The following is an 18,573-nucleotide window of genomic DNA, read 5'->3' as shown; positions in this document are numbered from 1 at the left end:
ACATATTAAACATCTTGTAAAAATTAAATTATTTAAGTTTTGATAACTAGTCAACAGTAAAGTTTTTAAAACACACATATTTTAAAAAATGAGTCAGGATGATTATTTTCGAGTAATATCACGTCGACTTTTTAATGAAAAATTCATTTTTTTTTAAATTTGATTGATAAAAGCATTCAAATGCTCTACAACATTCTGAATATTAGGCTTGGTAATAATTGTGTAATGATTGCCAGGGATAGCAATAATCTCTATTGGTTTACGTGAAAGTCCAGCCCAAATTAAAGTAGGATTATGCAATTCATTAGATACTTCATCGCTAGCTTTAAAGTATACAATTTGGTTTGGATAAACTGGTGGTACATAAATCTGTAAAGCTAAAACGTTACTCTGAAAAACCTTCAGAAGACAACGAAGCTGTTCTAGTTCAAAATCCAAAGGCACGAGGTTAACTATCCTTGCCTGCTCTAAAAAATAGTTTAATTGCTCGTCCAGCGTCATTCCCCGAAGTTGGTCAACCGAACCCGATAAGTTTTTCCCAGCAGAACGTGCCATATCTATGGCAAAGTCGGCTAACATTTTCACATCATCATAGTCATCAATCTCTGTAGTTTGTTCGCTGTTAACTGGTACTGGACTGTCTATCATGGCAAGCATGGCAACTTGCTCACCATATCTTAGTAACTGAGTTGCCATTTCAAAAGCTACAATACCGCCCATAGACCAACCTCCAAGAAAATATGGGCCATTCGGCTGAATTTCGCGTAGTGCTTCGATATACTTGGTTGCCATATCTTCTATTCGGGTGTGGGGCTGCGATTCTCCATTCAGACCTACTGCTTGCAGCGCGTAGAATGGTTGATCTGAACCCAAATGAAGTGATAATTCGTAGTAGCAAAAAATATTTCCACCTATTGGATGGACGAAAAACAGAGGTGGCTTGGAACCCTGAGGTTGAATTGTTACCAAGGGAGACGAGGTTTGGTGATTAGCCTGCTCGTGCAAGATATTCGCTAAGTGTTTGATAGTTGGGCCCTGGAAAAGGGCAGATAGTTGAATATTGTGTCCCAACTGTTTCTTAATTTTAGCTATTAGATGTACAGCCAAAAGCGAGTGTCCTCCAAGCTCAAAAAAGTCGTCGTTGATGCCCAAGCGCTCAATACAAAGAATTTCTTGCCATATCTGAGCAAGGGTTTGTTCAATATGAGTGTGAGGAGCAACATAATTATTTCCTAGATTGGGGCGGGCATGGAGTATTCTGGCAAGACTTGTTGAAGCTAATTTCTCTTTTATGTCCCCAGCAAAAGAGGTCTGCTCAACATCGCCTAAAGATTCTAACTTCAGCCATTGATCGAACCTAGCTTGTAAATCTCCTGGGGAGACAACAACTTGAGTTATTTTCCCACTTGTTAAAATACGTTGAAAAGCTTTTATGCCTTCTTCTGGGGTGATAAATAATTCAGCTAATGTTGTTTTAGCTGTGTTTTGTTCTTCTCCCAGTTGCCAACGATGTCTACGACGGGCTACGCCTACGCAATTAACACCAATCCAGGGGACAGGATTTGTTTGATTTTGTTTTTGAGCAAAAATATCCATAAAAATGTTCGCTGCTGAATAAGCGATGGATCTTAATCCTCCTAAAATGGATGATAAAGAAGATATCAACAGATAAAAATCAAGCTCTCTCCCCTGCAAAACTTTTTCTAGTACGAATAGTCCATGAGCCTTTGATTGAAATTGATACTGACAATCAGTTTCAGAAATTTCTTGAACAGATTTTTGTGAATTGTCGTCCACAATCTCTGTTGCGTAAATAACGCCATGTATGTCGCCAAAATGCTCCGTGACAAATGCGATCGCACTTTGCATCTGTTCAAAGTTGGTCACATCTGCGCTCAAAATTAAAACCTCGGCTCCTAACTTCTCTAACGCTTGCACTTTCCTGATTTTGCGGCTCACTTCATCCCGATCATCATGACTTTCTAGCCATCTGAACCACTCACCTTTTTCTGGAAGATTCTTCTGTCCAATCAAGACGAGTTTTGCTTGCACTGTCTGAGCTAGAGACTCCGCCAGTATCAGTCCAATATTTCCCAAACCCTCAGTAATTAAATAGACTCCGCCGTTGCGTAATCTTGATGTTTTTCCCTTAGCTTCTGACAATCGCACTGGCTCAAAAGTTTGCACCCAACGATTCAAACCACGGTAGGCTATAACCAACTCTGAGGATTGAGTTTGTAGCTCGTCCAGTAAATGGTCTAAAAGTTTCTCCTCTTGCCAACTTCCTTGCTTTAAAAGAGCAACATCAATACTACGACAGCTGATGTTTGAGTATTCTTGAGGAATGACTTTAATCGGGCCCAGTACAGTTGCTTTCTCTGGGCATAGCATTTCTTCTGCTGTTACTGATTGTATATTGTTGGAGACAATCGTGATTTGAAACTTATCAGTCCAATTCTGCTTTCCAAGTGCCTGGGTGAGAAACAGCAGGCTGTAGAATCCCAAATATTGAGCGCTATCAAACCACTCAAGTTCTGATTCTGCACGGTAGTCTGGTGTGACACTCCATAGATGAACAATTATGCTGGGGATCTTGTTTTGTGCTGAGAGTTCATTAAGCAACGCATCGTAATCATTACTTTGTCGAGGATTGAGGGTATATAAGCGATCGCTTAGTTTAGAGAATTCTGATCCTATCTTGATTGCGATCGCATCTTTTCCCTGCTGTTCGAGTCGTTTTACTAGTTGAGAACCCAAGCCGCACTCATCGATAAACACAAGCGTGCAAAACTTTTGCTCTGCTACATCTCCTTTACAAATCAATCCTGGCGGTGCAGATTGCTTCCATAAAGGTAGGTAGAACCAGTCAGCGATATCCGGCTTTTTACTCAGTGATCCTTGCGTAGCGCGGACATCACGTGGCTGCGCTTGTGGCGAAATCCAGTAACGCTGACGCTCAAATGGATATGTTGGTAAGGGGATGCGATAACGCTGTTCGTTGGCGTAAAAGCCAGACCAGTCTACTTGAACTCCGAAAAGCCAGAGGCGACCCAAAGTATTGAGTAGAAATGCTCCATCTGACTGTTGCTCCTGGGGATGGCGGATGGAAGTCAGCACCACAGGCTCCAAATTATAATGCTGTTTAGCGAAAGTACTCAATGTCCTTCCTGGGCCAACCTCTAGTAAAATTCGCTCTGGTTCTTTCAACAATTCAGTCATCCCTTCGCCAAAGCGCACAGTTTGCCGTAAATGCCTTGCCCAATAGTGAGGGTCTATTGCTTGGGCTGTGGTAATCCAAGTGCCACTTACATTAGAGATAAATGGAATTTGCGGTGGATTTCGCTTGACTTTTTGGAGTAACTCGGTGAATGGCTCGATGATCGCATCCATCATCTGAGAATGAAAGGCATGGGATGTATGCAGTTTTCGACAACTTACGTCTTTCTGAGATAGTTGCTGCTGCAATTTATCGATGACATCTGTCGAACCAGAAACAACACATAAGGAAGGACTATTGATTCCCGCAAGAGCAAGCTCTTTTCCAAGCAGAGGTTGCACCTCTTGTTCAGAAAGTTGAACGGAGAGCATCGCACCTTTTGGAAGTTGCTGCATCAGTCGTCCTCTTTCAGCTACTATCGCCAAAGCATCTTTGAGGGAGAAAACCCCGGAAAGAGTTGCTGCCACATATTCCCCAATGCTGTGACCAATCATTGCTTCTGGTAGCACACCCCAAGCCATCCACAATTTGGATAAGGCGTACTCAATCACAAATAGCGCACTTTGGATAATAGAAGTTTGTTTTAATTGTTTTGTAGCTGTTTCAGTTTGTGCTTCGCTTGGATAGAGAATATCTCGTAAATCTAGCCCTAAGTAAGGTTTTAGAATCAGGCAGCAGCTATCGACTTCCTCCGTAAATTTGGGTTCCCTCTGGTACAATTCCTGAGCCATATTCACGGACTGTGCTCCCTGTCCAGGAAACATAAATACGACACGTCGATTACAAGGCTGTTGGTAGTGGGTGAAAGCTGTTTGAGCTTCCAAAGTATGCAGTGCTTCAACCGCATCTTCAATTGTCTCACACACCAGTATCCGACGATGGTTGAAAGTCTGACGACCAACCTGGAGAGTGTAAGCCACATCAGCCAGGTTCAAATTGGGATACTGCTTAAGATGATTTGCCAGATTGACTGTGGCGGTTTCTAAAGCAGAACTAGTTTTAGCAGACAGCATTAACAACTTATGGGTTCGCCCAGGGTTAGACGCTTCCATAAAAGGAGCCTCTTCAACAATCACATGGGCGTTGGTTCCACCAAAACCAAGAGAAGTAATTCCAGCCCGACGAGGAATTATGCCCGATTTCCATTCTGTTAGTGCAGTATTAACATAGAAGGGACTGCTAGCAAAGTCGATCTGGGGATTGGGCTGCTCACAATGTAAGCTAGGTGGTATTTGTTTATGTTTGAGAGCCAGAATCGTCTTAATTAAGCCCGCGATCCCAGCTGCCGCATCCAGATGTCCAACATTGGTTTTCACTGAACCAATAGCACAGAAACCGCGCTTGAGTGTACTGGTACGAAAAGCTTTTGTCAGAGCTTTAATTTCTATAGGATCGCCTAGTGGTGTTCCTGTCCCATGTGTCTCTACGTAAGTGATAGTTTCAGCTTCTACCCCAGCAGCAGCAATGGCTTCGGCAATCACCTCCGTTTGACCTTCCACACTGGGAGCTGTGAATCCAGCTTTCAAAGAACCGTCATTATTGACGGCAGAACCTTTAACTATTGCATGAATGCGATCGCCATCAGCGATCGCATCCTTTAACCTCTTGAGAACCACAATTCCTACACCGCTACCGAAAATAGTTCCCTTTGCCTTAGCATCAAAGGCGCGGCAGTGTCCGTCAGGAGATAAAACCCCATCTTCTTGATAGTGATAGCCACTTTTTGGTTGCATATCCAATATCGAAATGCCACCCGCCAAGGCGATATCACATTCGTAATTGAGTAAGCTTTGGCAGGCAACATGGACAGCAACTAAAGAAGTAGAGCAGGAAGTTTGAATTGCATAACTTGGCCCAGTTAGATTTAATTTGAAAGAGACGCGCATCGGAAGATAATCGGGATGATTTCCCAGACTAATTTCCACATCGCTTGCTAATTCTCTAATGTTGGAGTTTGAATAAAGATTGAACAAATAATTACTTATAGTTGAACCAGCGTAAACCCCGATTGAACCAGAATATCTTCGGGAGTCATAGCCAGCATTTTCAAGCGCAATATATGCACACTCTAAAAAAATGCGGTGTTGGGGGTCCATAATTTCAGCGTCTCTAGGGTTATAGCCGAAGAATGACGCATCAAACAAATCCATATCTTCTAATGGAACTGCTGCTTTTACATAGTTGGGGTTACTAAGCGTAACAGAGTCTATCCCCGCAGACTCTAATTCTTGAGCAGAAAAAAATGAAATTGATTCTACTCCATCTCGCAAATTCTGCCAAAATTCTTCAATATTTGTAGCTTTGGGAAACCGCCCAGATAGACCAATAACAGCTATATCTGCCTCATCTACGTCATTAATTTTTTCTAATTTGTTCATAATAATTTATCTTTTTGTTAATTTATTAATACTACTGATTAGTATTCGCTATTTTTTCTACGGCATTCTTAAATAATTTCGTAAATTATTTGTTTTTTTATTCTCTACGAGACGCTGCGCGTTGGCGGAGCCTCTTGCAAAGAAGGCGCTTTTGGCGGTTCGATAATTTTTCTAATTTAAATAGGATTACTATAGTACTATCGTTCATTTCTTTTCTCCCTTCGTCTTTGACCACGAGAAATACTTTCTTTAGCAGAAAGCATTTCATTCTGTTCAGGGTATATAATATTCGCAAGAGAATTTATGGTTGGTGCTTCGTAAATGCTCTCTATAGGGATGTCAACATCTAATTTTTTGTTTAACAGAGAAATAGCTTGCAGAGCTGTTAAAGAATCACCACCCAACTCAAAGAAGTTGTCGTGAATATTCACGTTGTCAAAACCAAAAAGTTCTTGCCAAATGTCACCAATAGCTTGCTCAACCTTTTTACGGGAAGCAGCAGAAGTATTCCCCAAAGCATCAGGCATCTGCTCAACCAGGGTTTCAAATAACTCATCAGCGGACTTTGCGCTTGAAGTAACTAGGATTGACTCAGTAGCTAAATCAAAATTATTTGATAATCCACCAGTTTTATTATTGAGTTCAGATGGAAAAAATCCCCCTTGTTGCATTTCAACTATACTTTCCTTTACTGCCAAAATCACCTGCTCAATATCTTCATCAGTATGGGCTGTAGATAGATAAAAAGTGCGGCCTTCCCACACATAAATCCCTTTTTCAAGCAGGTGGTAGAAAAGCAAATTACTAAGTTTAGTCTGGCAATTAAAACGGAAGAGAGAGCCAAAATTAACTACTTGAATTGGTACTAGATTTTGTTCAAAGTAACTATTAAGAATTTCGGCTAATTGTGTTGTCCGTTGATTTAACTCCTCCTGAAGTTTGGCTCCGTTGTTCTTAATGTGATTGAGTACAGCCCAAGCGACAGCCATAACGAGAGGATGCTTGAAAAAAGTACCAGCGAAAAAAGTTGTTTTCGTCTGGGGGTAAGACTCATCTCCATAGTTCCACATACCTCCGTCCAATGCATCCATGAAAACAGCTTTACCAGCCACTACCCCAATAGGTATGCCAGCAGCAACAGCTTTACCATAGGTAGTGATATCTGCTTGAATGCCCCATAAAGCCTGGATACCACCTGGGTGCATCCGAAAGCCAGTAACCACCTCATCGAAAATTAAAACAGTTCCAGTTTCTTGAGTTAATTGTCTTAGCTGAAATAGAAACTCTTTCGGCTGCAAATCTGGCCGACTGCTTTGTATCGGCTCAACTAAAATCGCTGCTAAGTTATGAGCATGGTTTTTAAGAATATTCAGAGATTCGGGAGTACCATACTCTAGCACCATCACATCTTCAGCCAAATATGAGGGAATACCTGAAGTTATGGGGATAGAACGCAGCGTTCCGTCGTTGGCTGTTACTCCTTTGACCAAAACTCCATCAGAACCACCATGATAAGAACCAGCAAATAAAGCAATTTTTGAGCGGCCTGTAACAGAACGTGCTATGCGTACAGCTGCCATAACCGCTTCTGTGCCATCGTTACAAAAAGCTGTCCGTTCCGCACCCGTTAACTCGCAAATTAACTCAGCTAATTGACCTGCATGACGTGATTGTGGGCCATGTAGTATACCTTGCTTGCTCTGCTCTTGGATGGCTGCGATCGCAAAAGATGGCGAATGACCAAATAAAAGCGTACCAAACCCCATTGAAATGTCTACATACTCATTGCCATCGACATCCCAGAGTCTAGCACCCTCTCCGCGTAGAGCGTGGATGGGATATATCATCTCCTTAATAAAGGGGAAGAAGCCTGATACTGCCCTGCTATTAGCATGGTAAGAACGATAAGCTTGCGTGAGTCGTTTAGATTCTTGGGTACGCTTGACAAAACGTGCAATTAAAGCATCCAAATGTTTCTGCTGGCGGGGACTCAACGAAGTTATCGATTCTTTCTCATTCTGTTGAGCAGCAGCTTTGGGTATCGGATCAATTTTCCGGTCTTTGATTTGTTGCTTAAACTCTGCCCCAATAGATGTAGACTGATTTACACCAAACGTAGGGGCATTGGTTGAGGTTTGAGCAATTTGTCCATTTTGATATTGGATAGCTGCCAATGAAGGCAAAACTTCCTTGGGTAAACTTCCCTGTGATAATAAGTCTACCAGTTTAGACATTACCTGAAGATGCTGTGAAATAATCTCTTCAATGGCTGTATTTGCTATAGGTTGGTTAACTACTTGCGTATCTTCTGGAGCTTTGATTGATAATGGTGGCTTTGAGTTAGTTATGACATCTTTTGGTTGAGACACAGAAATTTCCTTTTTAGACGATGGATTGACATCATTAGCTTTAGAAGACTCAATCCAGTATCTTTTGCGCTCCCAAGGATATGTGGGCAAGGGAATGCGATGACGTTGCTCGTGGGCATAAAATTCTGACCAATCTACATTTATTCCCTCCAGCCAGAGTTTGCCCAATGTATTTAGTAAAAACTCCACATCTGATTGTTGATGCTGTGGATGTCTTAGTGAAGAAAGAACTACTTGCTGAGGCGCTTTTTGCTTGTTAGCTAAGATGCTTAATGTCCGCCCTGGGCCAACCTCCAAAAGAATTCGCTTTGGCTGTTGTAGCAATTCGGCAATTCCCTCGCTAAAGCGTACTGTTTTTCGTAAATGTCTTGCCCAGTATTTCGGGTCTGTTGCTTGTGCTGTAGTTATCCAAGTACCAGTGACGTTAGATATAAAGGGAATTATTGGAGAATTAAGGCTGGCTTTGCTTAACTGCTCTCTAAATGGCTCTACAATTGAGTCCATCATTTGCGAATGAAAAGCATGGGAAGTATGCAGACGACGACAGTTAACACCTTGCTCGGCCAATCGGTTTTGTAAGTCATTAACCGCTTCTTCCAATCCAGAAACCACGCACATATCTGGTGCGTTGATTGCAGCTAGAGAAAGTTTTTCGCCTAACAAGGGTTGGATTTTTTGCTCTGGTAGTGGAATAACCATCATTATTCCCGATGGAAGTTGCTGCATCAGTCGTCCTCGGTTGGCTACGAGTACCAATGCGTCTTCTAAGGAGAACACACCAGCAATGCAGGCTGCGACATATTCTCCAATGCTGTGACCAATCATTGCAGAAGGACGGATACCCCAAGCTATCCACAACTGAGCCAAGGCGTACTCAACTACAAATACTGCACTTTGGGTAATATGAGTTTGTTGTAGTTGCTCTGTTGCTGCTTGCGTCTGCTGATGCGGATACAATAATGTCCGCAGGTCTAACTTCAGATAAGATTTGAGAAATTCACAACAGTAATCAACCTGTTTGCGGAAAATTGTCTCAGTCTCGTATAGTTCTCTACCCATGTCCACATACTGGGCACCCTGTCCGGGAAACATAAATGCAATCTGTTGTCCAGAGGGTTCGGTGAATTTGGTGAAAACCCCATCTGAAACAGGCATTTCTAAGACTGTCACTGCATCATTAAGGTTTTGACAAACCAACATCCGGCGATGGTCAAAAGCCCTTCGCCCCAGCTTAAGGGTGTAAGCAATATCGGCTAAGTTGAGTTCGGGATGTTGCTTGAAGTCCTTTCCTAAGTTTGCCGTTGCGGTTTCTAGTGCAGAACTGGTCTTAGCAGAGAGCAACAATAGCTGCCAAGGGCGAGAAGAACCAGAAGTTTTAATAGCAGGAGCTTCTTCGAGAATCACATGAGCATTGGTACCGCCAATCCCAAAGGAACTAACCCCCGCCCGGCGAGGACTACCATTCGACTTCCATTCTGAAAGCTTGTGGTTAACATAAAAGGGGCTGTTAGCAAAATCAATCTGGGGATTGGGCTGCTCAAAGTGTAAGCTGGGTGGTATCTGCTGGTGTTTGAGTGCGAGAACTGTCTTGATTAAACCAGCAACACCAGCCGCAGCATCTAGATGTCCGATATTGGTTTTTACTGAAGCGATCGCACAATAGTTTTTACTATAGTTCTTTTTATTAGTAGGGCAAAAAGCTTGTGTCAGCGCTGCGATTTCAATGGGATCGCCTAAAACTGTGCCAGTGCCATGAGTCTCTACATAGCTAATCGTCTCAGATTCAACCCTAGCCATTGCAAGTGCCTCGGCAATCACTTTTGCTTGCCCATCTACACTAGGAGCCGTAAAACCAACTTTGAAAGACCCATCGTTGTTAATAGCTGAACCTTTAATTACAGCATGAATGCAATCTCCATCTTCTAGAGCATCTTCTAACCGCTTTAGAACTACAATACCCACGCCGTTGCCGCTAATAGTTCCTTGGGCTTTGGCATCAAAAGCACGGCAGTGTCCATCGGGAGACATAATTCCCCCTTGCTGATGGCGATAACCAGCTTTGTGTGGCACTTGGATCGAAACACCACCTGCCAGAGCAATGTCATTTTCGCCATTCAGTAAGCTTTGGCAAGCTAAATGAACGGCAACTAATGAAGTCGAGCAGGCAGTTTGGACGTTAATGCTTGGCCCCTTAAGGTTTAATTTATATGAGACATAGGTAGGCAGAAAATCTTGACTATTGCCAATGGAAATTCGGTAACTGCCCACCGATTCTATAATATTAGGTTGTGTATAAAGGTTCGATAGGAAGTACGTGTTTAGACTGCCACCAGCGTAAACACCAATCCGACCTGTATATATTTCAGAATCGTAGCCGGCTCCTTCAAGAGCTTCCCAAGCACACTCTAGGAATAAACGGTGTTGTGGATCAGTGATTTGGGCTTCTTTCGCCGAAAAATCAAAGAATGTAGCGTCAAATAACTCAATATCTTCTAATACATATCCGGCTTTGACATACTGAGATTGACTCAGCATCGCTGGGTCAATGCCAGAAGACAACAATTCTTCATCCCTGAAAAAAGAAATTGACTCGACACCATCTCGGAGATTCTGCCAAAACTGTTCGATATTTTTGGCTCTAGGAAAACGACCATTCATGCCAACGATCGCAATTTCATCGAGGCTATCAAATGTACTTGATTGATCCATCATAGCCTCCTCCTACTGGCTTGTTTCTTGATGTTTTTGTCGGAGTTGTCTTTGTTGCTTCTTGGATTCTCTACGAGTCTTAACTAAATCATCGCTTGGTTGCAAATCAGGTTTTTCCGCTAATTGCTGACTTAAATGTTTTGCCAACGCGCTGATAGTTGGATATTGAAACATTTCAACAATTGATATATTCTTGTTAAGAGTTTGATCCAGTTTGCTGTGTATCTGAACCATCAGCAATGAATGACCGCCGAGATCGAAGAAATTGTGATAAATGCCTACTTTCTCGATATGAAGTACCTCTTGCCAAATTGTAGCAATAATTTGCTCAAGTTCAGTCTCAGGAGCCACAAGGTTTTCTTCCAGATTCAGCTGTGGCTGATCGGGTAGCACCCGACGATCTACCTTGCCGTTGGGCAACAGTGGCATTTCCTTGAGCAGAACAAAGGCTGACGGTACCATATATTCAGGCAGATGATCCAACAAGTAGCGGCGAAGTTCGCTAATGAGAACACTTGCCTGCTGGTTGGGAACCAAATATGCTACGAGGCGCATATCCTGAAGTTTGTCCTTTTGGGCTATAACTACAACCTCCCCCACCTCTGGATGTTGACCCAGTACCGCCTCAATCTCTCCTAGTTCAATCCGATAACCCCGGATTTTAACTTGCTGGTCAAGCCTTCCCAGAAATTCAATGTTGCCATCACTCAGATAACAAGCTAAATCTCCCGTCTTGTAAAGGCGTATTCCTGGGCGATCGCTAAATGGGTTGGGAATGAACTTTTCGCTAGTTAAAGCGGCTTGGTTGAGATAGCCTCTAGCTAAACCATCACCACTGATATAGACTTCACCGATAACGCTAATAGGAACAGGTTGCAAATGAGAGTCAAGTAGATAAATCTGCATATTAGCAATGGGTTTACCAATCGATACTTGCGCTCTGGTTTGTTGAGAGCCACAAGGATATACACTGCTCCAAACTGTGCCTTCCGTTGGCCCATACTCATTAAATAAAGATGGTTTTGATTGCAATTGGTGATGACGTTCTACTAACTCTATTGGACAAGATTCACCAGCAACAATGACGGTGCGAAGTGATGTTAATTGTTCCGATTTTGCCTCCTCCAATAAAATAGCATACAGAGATGGAAGGCTTAATAGATGGGAGACATGATTTTGGACGATTAACTCTAATAGTTTTGGGATTTCCAATTGTAATCCTTCTTGAGGAAGACAAAGAATTCCTCCCGAACAAATAGTCCAAAAAAGACCTGCCACAGAACTATCGAAAGCAAAAGAAGAAAGTAATAAGAAGCTGCTAACAGGTTCTTGATAGTAACTAATCCGCGCAATTGTAGAGTTTACTAAGTGGCGATGGGCAATCTGTACTCCTTTGGGTTGACCTGTAGAACCAGAGGTGTAAATGACATAAGCTAAGTTTTCACTATGGGTTTTGAGTGGGGGATTTTCTTGACTCTCCTGAGTAATAATTTCCCAAGCCGTATCCAAGCAAATTGTTTGGGCGTTGTGGGCTGGTAAACCCGAAAGCAGTCGTTGCTGAGTCAATAATACTAGCGTTTTGGTATCTTTTAATATGAAGGATAAACGCTCTGATGGATAATTTGGATCGAGTGGAAGATAAGCTCCACCAGCTTTGAGAATGCCCAGAATAGCAACAATCATTTCGAGCGATCGCTCGACACAAATTCCCACCAATACCTCTGGCCCAACTCCGAACCTTTGTAAGTAGTGAGCCATTTGATTAGCACGAGCGTTTAGTTCACTGTAGGTAAGTTTCTTGTCAGAAAATGTAACGGTAATATTGTTTGGTGTCCGCTCTACTTGTTCTTCAAATAACTGGTGAATACACTTATCTTGTGGGTAATTAGTTTGTGTTTGATTGAACTCAAATAGAAGTTGATTTCGGGCGCGATCGCTTAAAATTTCTAATTCACTGATTGCAGCTTCTGGATGATCCGTGGCACTTTCTACCAACTTGTGAAATTGCTCTGCTAAATCGACAATATCCTGTGCAGAGAACAGGTTAGAGTCATAATGAAATTCTGCACTTAAAAAATTATCTTTAGGTCTACAAGAGAGTTTAATGTTGAAACGCTCAGTGCAGGTATAAAGCTGATGAATGCAAAACGATATATCTCCTGCACTATACTGTGTATGTTCTTCAGCAAAATCAAAGCCCACGGGTACAAAAGGCAAAATATCTGATTTAGTATCTACTCCTAATATTTGTTCCCAAGTAAAAGACTCCTGCCATTTGGAGATAGATTCTACAGACTCATGAAGTTGCTGCAAGATTTGACTGAATTGAAAATTATCTTCTAAATGACAATGAAGTGGTAAATATTTGGCAAAAAGTCCTAATGCTCCTTTGAGTTCCTCATATTTTCTGCCATCAACTCCCGTAGCAACGAGCATCTCGGATTGTCCGCTCAGTCTTTGGAGCAGAACCAGCCAGCAAGTTAGATAAAATATAGAAGCAGAAGTATTATACTTTTCGGCTAATGCTTCAATATTCGCTACTAATTCCGGGGCAATAATTGAATTTACTAATTTTGGATTAAATTTCTGATTTTCAGAGATATGTTTTTCATAAAGAAACTTTGTATTTATCACAGCAGATAAGTCTTGCTGTTGCCAATATTTTCTTCCTATTTGTGTTTCCTCCGCTTCCAGTATTTGATTTTGCCATTCTGAAAAATCTGCATACTGTAGCGGATCTTCTGAAGATTCCTCGTCCAAGTTTCCTAAGTAAGAAATAGTCAGTTCTCGCAATAAACAATTGAGACTAACAGTGTCTGCACACAGAGCAGGCAAACTGATAAATAATAGATGTTTTTCTGGCGAAAGAGTTAGTAGTGATGTATGTAAAATTAAACCTTGTTCAAAGTCGAAAACTTGCTGGTGATTTTTTTGAAATCTCGCTTCAATTTTGGCCTCTTGTTCTTGAGGGTTCAAATTACTAAGATCATCGTTGTTATCCAATATGACTTTGCTATCTGTAATTACTTGTACTGGAATAGTCATTCCAGATAGACAAGTAAAACTGGTGCGAAGAATCTCATGACGATTGACAACATCTTGCAATGCTAATTCTAAATTATTGATATCAACATTACCAGCAATTAAAATTGCACAATCGCTACGATAAGCCCAACTTTGATCAATTTGTTGTAGTAACCAGAGATGCTCTTGTTGAGGTGAAAGTCTAAACCCCTCCATACTTTCTACTTGCATGTTTATACCTCGGTGTTAGTTAGATGTTTAGGGGTGTATAAGGTTCAGCCATTCCGACTAAAATTTTTCTGGGAGGAACAAATGGCTTACGGGCATGTATTGATAACATATTATCCAGCATCAATACATCTCCTTGTTCCCAGGAAAAAGTGACCATTTCCTGTTGATAAGCAGATCGTAGATCAGCTAACACTGATGGCTCAATTACAGAACCATCACCGTAATATGTATTAGTTGGTAAATCTTCTTCTGGTAAGTTTCTTAAGAACGAATCGCGGATTGTTGGTTCCAATGTAGAAACGTGGAAAAAAGTTGCGTGATTGAACCAGACCATTTCATCTGTTTGAGGATGTTTAAGAACAGCTGGCCCAACTTGTCGAGTTCTTAAGCGATCGCCTGCTTTCCATTCAACCGTAATTCCATTGGTTTGGCAGTACTCCTCTACCTTAGTTTTGTCTGTTGTTTGAAATACAGTTTGCCAAGGAAGACCAAATCCATCACCAAAGTTACGCATATACATAACTTTCTTTTGGATGAAGCGATCGCGTATATCTGGGTGAATCCGCTCAAAAACCTTTCGACAACTACCAATTGGAGTTTCTCCTCCCTCCACTGCTGGACTCATACAAAAAAAGAAGATTTTCAACGGAAAAGTAGGAGAGTAAGCGTGTTCATTGTGAGGAAAAATACTTTGTTCAGCAGGGTAATCAGTTGAAGTATAAATTCTCCCACCTACTTGAGTTCGTGGAGATGCCCGATAACGATATTCCATCGCCTCTTGGCAAATAGCTGCGATAATTTGCTCAAATTCTTCTATTGATTTGACTTTGAAATCTCGAAAAAGTATGGCTCCATATTGTAATAATTCTGCTTTCAAAAATTCCCGATTGTTCTTAGCCCATTTTTGCAGATTTACACCTTTTATCCTAGGTTTTATCACCAAAGGGAAGTTAGTTCCTAGATGAATAAACTCAGTTTTTATTAAGTCTTCTTGGGATATGTTGACAGCTTTGCGTCTTACAGAAGCTAGAGATTCAAGTTTTGTCATAATTTGTATTTCCTTCTTGCTTACGGTCTGCTATTAGCTCTACGTTTAACGTTTCTTAATTTTTTCTGTATAGTGCTTTGATAAGCTTCTTCTCTGGTGAGATTCTGCTGCTTATCTGCTTCACTGAGAAATGCTTTTAGCTCATTTAATTTGGCTTGTGGATGTGTCGCAATTTTCCCCAGAAGTGCTTCAAAATTTCTCGACATCTGGACAATACTGGCAGTGTCAAATAGGTCTGTATTATATTCCCATACACCAAATAGTCCTTGCTCTGTCTCGTTTAACTCCAGGAGCAAGTCAAACTGCACTGTTTTGTTTTCGACCTTCAAGGAGTTTATAGTCAGACCTGGAAGCTCCAAAGAGGGGGTTTGGGTATTTTCCAAGACTAGCTTTACCTGAAACAACGGTGAGCGATTCAACTCCCGTTTCGGATTTAGAGCATCTACCAGTTTGTCAAAGGGTAGATCCTGATGAGCATAGGCTTCCAGGGTCATTTCGCGGACTCGTTCTAGTAACTCTAGAAAGGTAGGATTTCCTGATAAATCTGTACGCAACACCAGTTGGTTGGCAAAGAACCCGATCAATTCTTTGGTCTCAGCTTGGTTACGGTTAGCGATATCAGTACCCACGACGATATCTTCCTGTCCTGTGTACCAGAAAAGCAAAGTCTGAAATGCTGCAAGCAGTATCATAAATAGCGTAATGCCTTGCCGTTGATTGAGAGCCTTAAGCTTCTCGGATAAGGTTTTGGGTAACCCCAGAGACTCTCTTGCTCCTGAGAAAGTCTGAATTCTTGGTCGGGGACGGTCAGTAGGCAGTTCTAGTGTAGGTAGGCTATCACCCAACTGCTGCTTCCAATAAGCAAGTTGAGTTTCTAGTTGCTCTCCTTGTAACCATTGTCGTTGCCAAACGGCAAAGTCTGCATACTGGATGGATAGTTTAGGAAGCGGTGTTAGCGTAGCGTGCCGAAGGCTGGATTTTCCATGAGAAAAGGCTTCGTAAAGGGCTGCAATCTCACAAATAAGCACGCCTATTGACCAGCCGTCAGAGATGATGTGATGCATGGTCAACAATAGCGCATGATCTGTCTCGCTTTGCCGCAGTAGAGTCACTCGGAGTAAGGGATCTTTGGCTAAGTTGAAGGAGTGTTGAGCTTCTTTATCAGCCAGTCGCAGAACCTCAGCTTCCCTCTTGTCTTTGGGAAGTTCTTGCAAATCTACCAGTAGTAGTCTGAAAGTAGGGGTCGGAGCAATAACTTGTATTGGTTGACCATCTACTGTAGTGAATGTGGTTCTTAAGATTTCGTGACGCTTCATCACTTCGTTGAAGCTTTGCTCCAACACCGCCACATTTAGCCATCCTCGCAGACGCATGGACTGGAAGATGTTGTAGGCGCTATGACCAGGCTGCAACTGGTCGAGAAACCACAGGCGCTGCTGGGCAAAAGATAGGGGAAACGAGTTTGACTCTCGACTTTGAGGGACTATTTGCGATCGCAATAAGACCTCCCCTTTTTTGTTATGAAGCCTTTGCAGGAGAAGCTGACGTTTTCCTGGGGTAAGAGCAGCAATTTTTTGGGAAAGGTCACTCATTTATAGAAACCAATATCAAATAATAAATGTGAAAGTGCTAATTGTTTGAGAAGTATTAAGTTTAAAGTAAACCAACAGCAAGCATCAATCTACTCAACCAAGGAAACTCCAAAATTAATGGTAGAAGATAACCTTTGATAGAACTATTTTCAATAAAAGATTGAAACACTAATTCTGAGTTGCATTCGTTCACAAAAAGATTTCCCATACCGATGCTATTTTCTAGGTTCTTTACTTGATGCCACCAGTTCGGCGGAATATAAATAATTTCTCCTGGTTCAAGTACGACTTCCACTGACTTTGCTTTAGTGTAGAGTGGAAACTTTTCTAGATTAGGATCGAAGGCATCTACTTTTCCTTCGTACAAAACATCTTTTTGCTCTGGTGTAAAGAAAATAATTTTTTTCCGTCCAGAAATCAGTCCCAACCAAGCGGCACAACTACTAGGGTCTTTGTGAAGACCGACCGATGTACCCTTATGACCTATAAATATTTCTGGGTTATCATATTCGTATTTTTGTAAAAGTTTTCTTGGTAGCCTTTGAAACCAATTAGAAAAGTAAATGGGTTCTTTGTAGTCTTCTAAAAGTTCAGGGTAATAAGAAACTACCCAATTAGCTAGATATAGACATTCGTCACTATCTTTGACACTCATATAGTCAATGTAATCAGCAATAGTCATGAAAGCCCGATCTTCATTTTTGTCGTTTTTTACGACGTGCTCAATTGAGCCGTACTGCGACTTGAAGAAATCCAAAGTCCACTTTGTCAGAGCTTTCCAGTCTTGCATCACGTCGGAGATGATAACAGGTTTGCCAACAGATGCGTATTCCTGCACAAACTCATCATATGAGAGATTACTGCGACGCTCAACAAAATCAATCGATGTCCATACCAACTTGCATTTGTTTTTTTGCCACATCCTCTTGAATAAATAAACGATTATGCGTGTGGCAAAAAACAATATAATTAAGACAAAACTCAATTTCACAATGTCGAAAGAAGAAAGAGGTTCTATAGCCATATTAAGTATGATTAATTGATGAATCTATTTAAAATTTTTCAACAATTGATTTAAGTACTGTGAATCTTGTATTTTGTTGTATCCACCTTCAATTCCTAGCAAATTTAAATCCTTGAGTGCTAATTTTAGTAGATATTTTTCAATTTTTGTCAGTTCAGGATGATATATATCTAACATCAAAACTACTCTCTTTTCTTGACCTTTATTCCAGGCTTCGTGTGTAAAGCTATTGTCAAAACATAAAATCTCTCCTCTAGTCCAACTTCGTGTTTCACCTCCGACTTTTATACCACAACCCTCTGGGGTTTTTATTCCAAAATGACAGTTTAAAGAAAGATTTATTTCCGAGTCAGCGTGTGGTGGTATGACAACTCCAGGTTCCATGACCAAAAATGCCACTTCTCCGGCTAAAGGATATATAAAAGGTTTCAGCTTGGTGACAATATTTACTGTCTTTGGAAAAAGAGACAAAGCTGCTTCTGTAAATTTCCCCTGTGTCCAAATTAAATTATATTTCCAGCTTTCATCTTTATCCTTGAACGATTCTCCAAATATTTCGCTTGGCTTGTGTTTTGGAACAATACTATGAACACTATGCTCAGATAAAAAATAAGCCATACATTCATCTTCTATATCATTCAATCCTTCTTTTAGGGTGTTTGATACAAATCTTAAAATTTTATAATCATCAAATTCGTACCAGGGTTTGTGAGTAATACCAGAATAGACAAATTTGCTTGATTTATCAGTTAAATTGAGAGTTGATCTAGCTACTAATTTAATTGTCTCTTCAAAACGGTGAACATTTTCTTTTGGGTACAAAAATTTTAATAATTTAAGCAACCAAAGGAAGAAGGTAATGTTGTTTTGCCACAATCTTTTCAGCAGATATATAACTAACACTGTGACAACAATCAGCCCAATTGTCAAAAAACTCAGCCCAATAATTTCAGAGAAAGAAAGTGATGATTGAATAGTCAT

The 18,573-nt window shown here is 41.2% G+C and carries 7 protein-coding genes; all 7 read right to left on the bottom strand.

Annotation, left to right across the window (positions count from 1 at the left end; translation table 11 throughout):
• Positions 1 to 153: 153 nt before the first annotated feature.
• Positions 154 to 5,595, bottom strand: coding sequence for a beta-ketoacyl synthase N-terminal-like domain-containing protein (locus tag V7K30_RS22610; protein WP_335003069.1), 5,442 nt, complete (start codon positions 5,593 to 5,595; stop codon positions 154 to 156).
• 197 nt (positions 5,596 to 5,792) lie between these two features.
• Positions 5,793 to 10,676: an aminotransferase class III-fold pyridoxal phosphate-dependent enzyme gene (locus V7K30_RS22605; protein WP_442941093.1), complete on the bottom strand. Its 4,884-nt coding sequence runs from the start codon at positions 10,674 to 10,676 to the stop codon at positions 5,793 to 5,795.
• A 9-nt stretch (positions 10,677 to 10,685) separates the two neighbouring features.
• Complete coding sequence (locus tag V7K30_RS22600) at positions 10,686 to 13,928, bottom strand: non-ribosomal peptide synthetase (RefSeq protein WP_335003067.1); 3,243 nt, start codon at positions 13,926 to 13,928, stop codon at positions 10,686 to 10,688.
• A 19-nt stretch (positions 13,929 to 13,947) separates the two neighbouring features.
• The gene (locus V7K30_RS22595; RefSeq protein WP_335003065.1) at positions 13,948 to 14,976 is read right to left on the bottom strand and encodes a TauD/TfdA family dioxygenase; all 1,029 of its coding nucleotides are present in this window, start codon (positions 14,974 to 14,976) and stop codon (positions 13,948 to 13,950) included.
• Positions 14,977 to 14,996: 20 nt separating this feature from the next.
• A complete protein-coding gene (locus V7K30_RS22590) occupies positions 14,997 to 16,568 on the bottom strand; it encodes a condensation domain-containing protein (RefSeq protein WP_335003063.1) in 1,572 nt (523 codons plus the stop codon).
• A 61-nt stretch (positions 16,569 to 16,629) separates the two neighbouring features.
• The gene (locus tag V7K30_RS22585) at positions 16,630 to 17,490 is read right to left on the bottom strand and encodes a cupin-like domain-containing protein (protein WP_335003061.1); all 861 of its coding nucleotides are present in this window, start codon (positions 17,488 to 17,490) and stop codon (positions 16,630 to 16,632) included.
• Between the two features lie 126 nt (positions 17,491 to 17,616).
• Entirely contained in the window at positions 17,617 to 18,573 is a 957-nt protein-coding gene (locus tag V7K30_RS22580; protein ID WP_335003060.1) for an aspartyl/asparaginyl beta-hydroxylase domain-containing protein, read from the bottom strand.

This window comes from Nostoc sp., assembly GCF_036917655.1.
In the GTDB taxonomy this organism is placed as follows: domain Bacteria; phylum Cyanobacteriota; class Cyanobacteriia; order Cyanobacteriales; family Nostocaceae; genus Nostoc.
This window is presented reverse-complemented; position numbering and strand designations above follow the sequence as displayed.

Bases quoted from the DNA above. Each gene is read 5' to 3' on its own strand.
- V7K30_RS22610 (WP_335003069.1), bottom strand. From the start codon at position 5,595: ATGAACAAATTAGAAAAAATTAATGACGTAGATGAGGCAGATATAGCT.
- V7K30_RS22585 (WP_335003061.1), bottom strand. From the start codon at position 17,490: ATGTGGCAAAAAAACAAATGCAAGTTGGTATGGACATCGATTGATTTT.
- V7K30_RS22605 (WP_442941093.1), bottom strand. From the start codon at position 10,676: ATGATGGATCAATCAAGTACATTTGATAGCCTCGATGAAATTGCGATC.
- V7K30_RS22590 (WP_335003063.1), bottom strand. From the start codon at position 16,568: ATGAGTGACCTTTCCCAAAAAATTGCTGCTCTTACCCCAGGAAAACGT.
- V7K30_RS22595 (WP_335003065.1), bottom strand. From the start codon at position 14,976: ATGACAAAACTTGAATCTCTAGCTTCTGTAAGACGCAAAGCTGTCAAC.
- V7K30_RS22580 (WP_335003060.1), bottom strand. From the start codon at position 18,573: ATGACTATTCAATCATCACTTTCTTTCTCTGAAATTATTGGGCTGAGT.
- V7K30_RS22600 (WP_335003067.1), bottom strand. From the start codon at position 13,928: ATGCAAGTAGAAAGTATGGAGGGGTTTAGACTTTCACCTCAACAAGAG.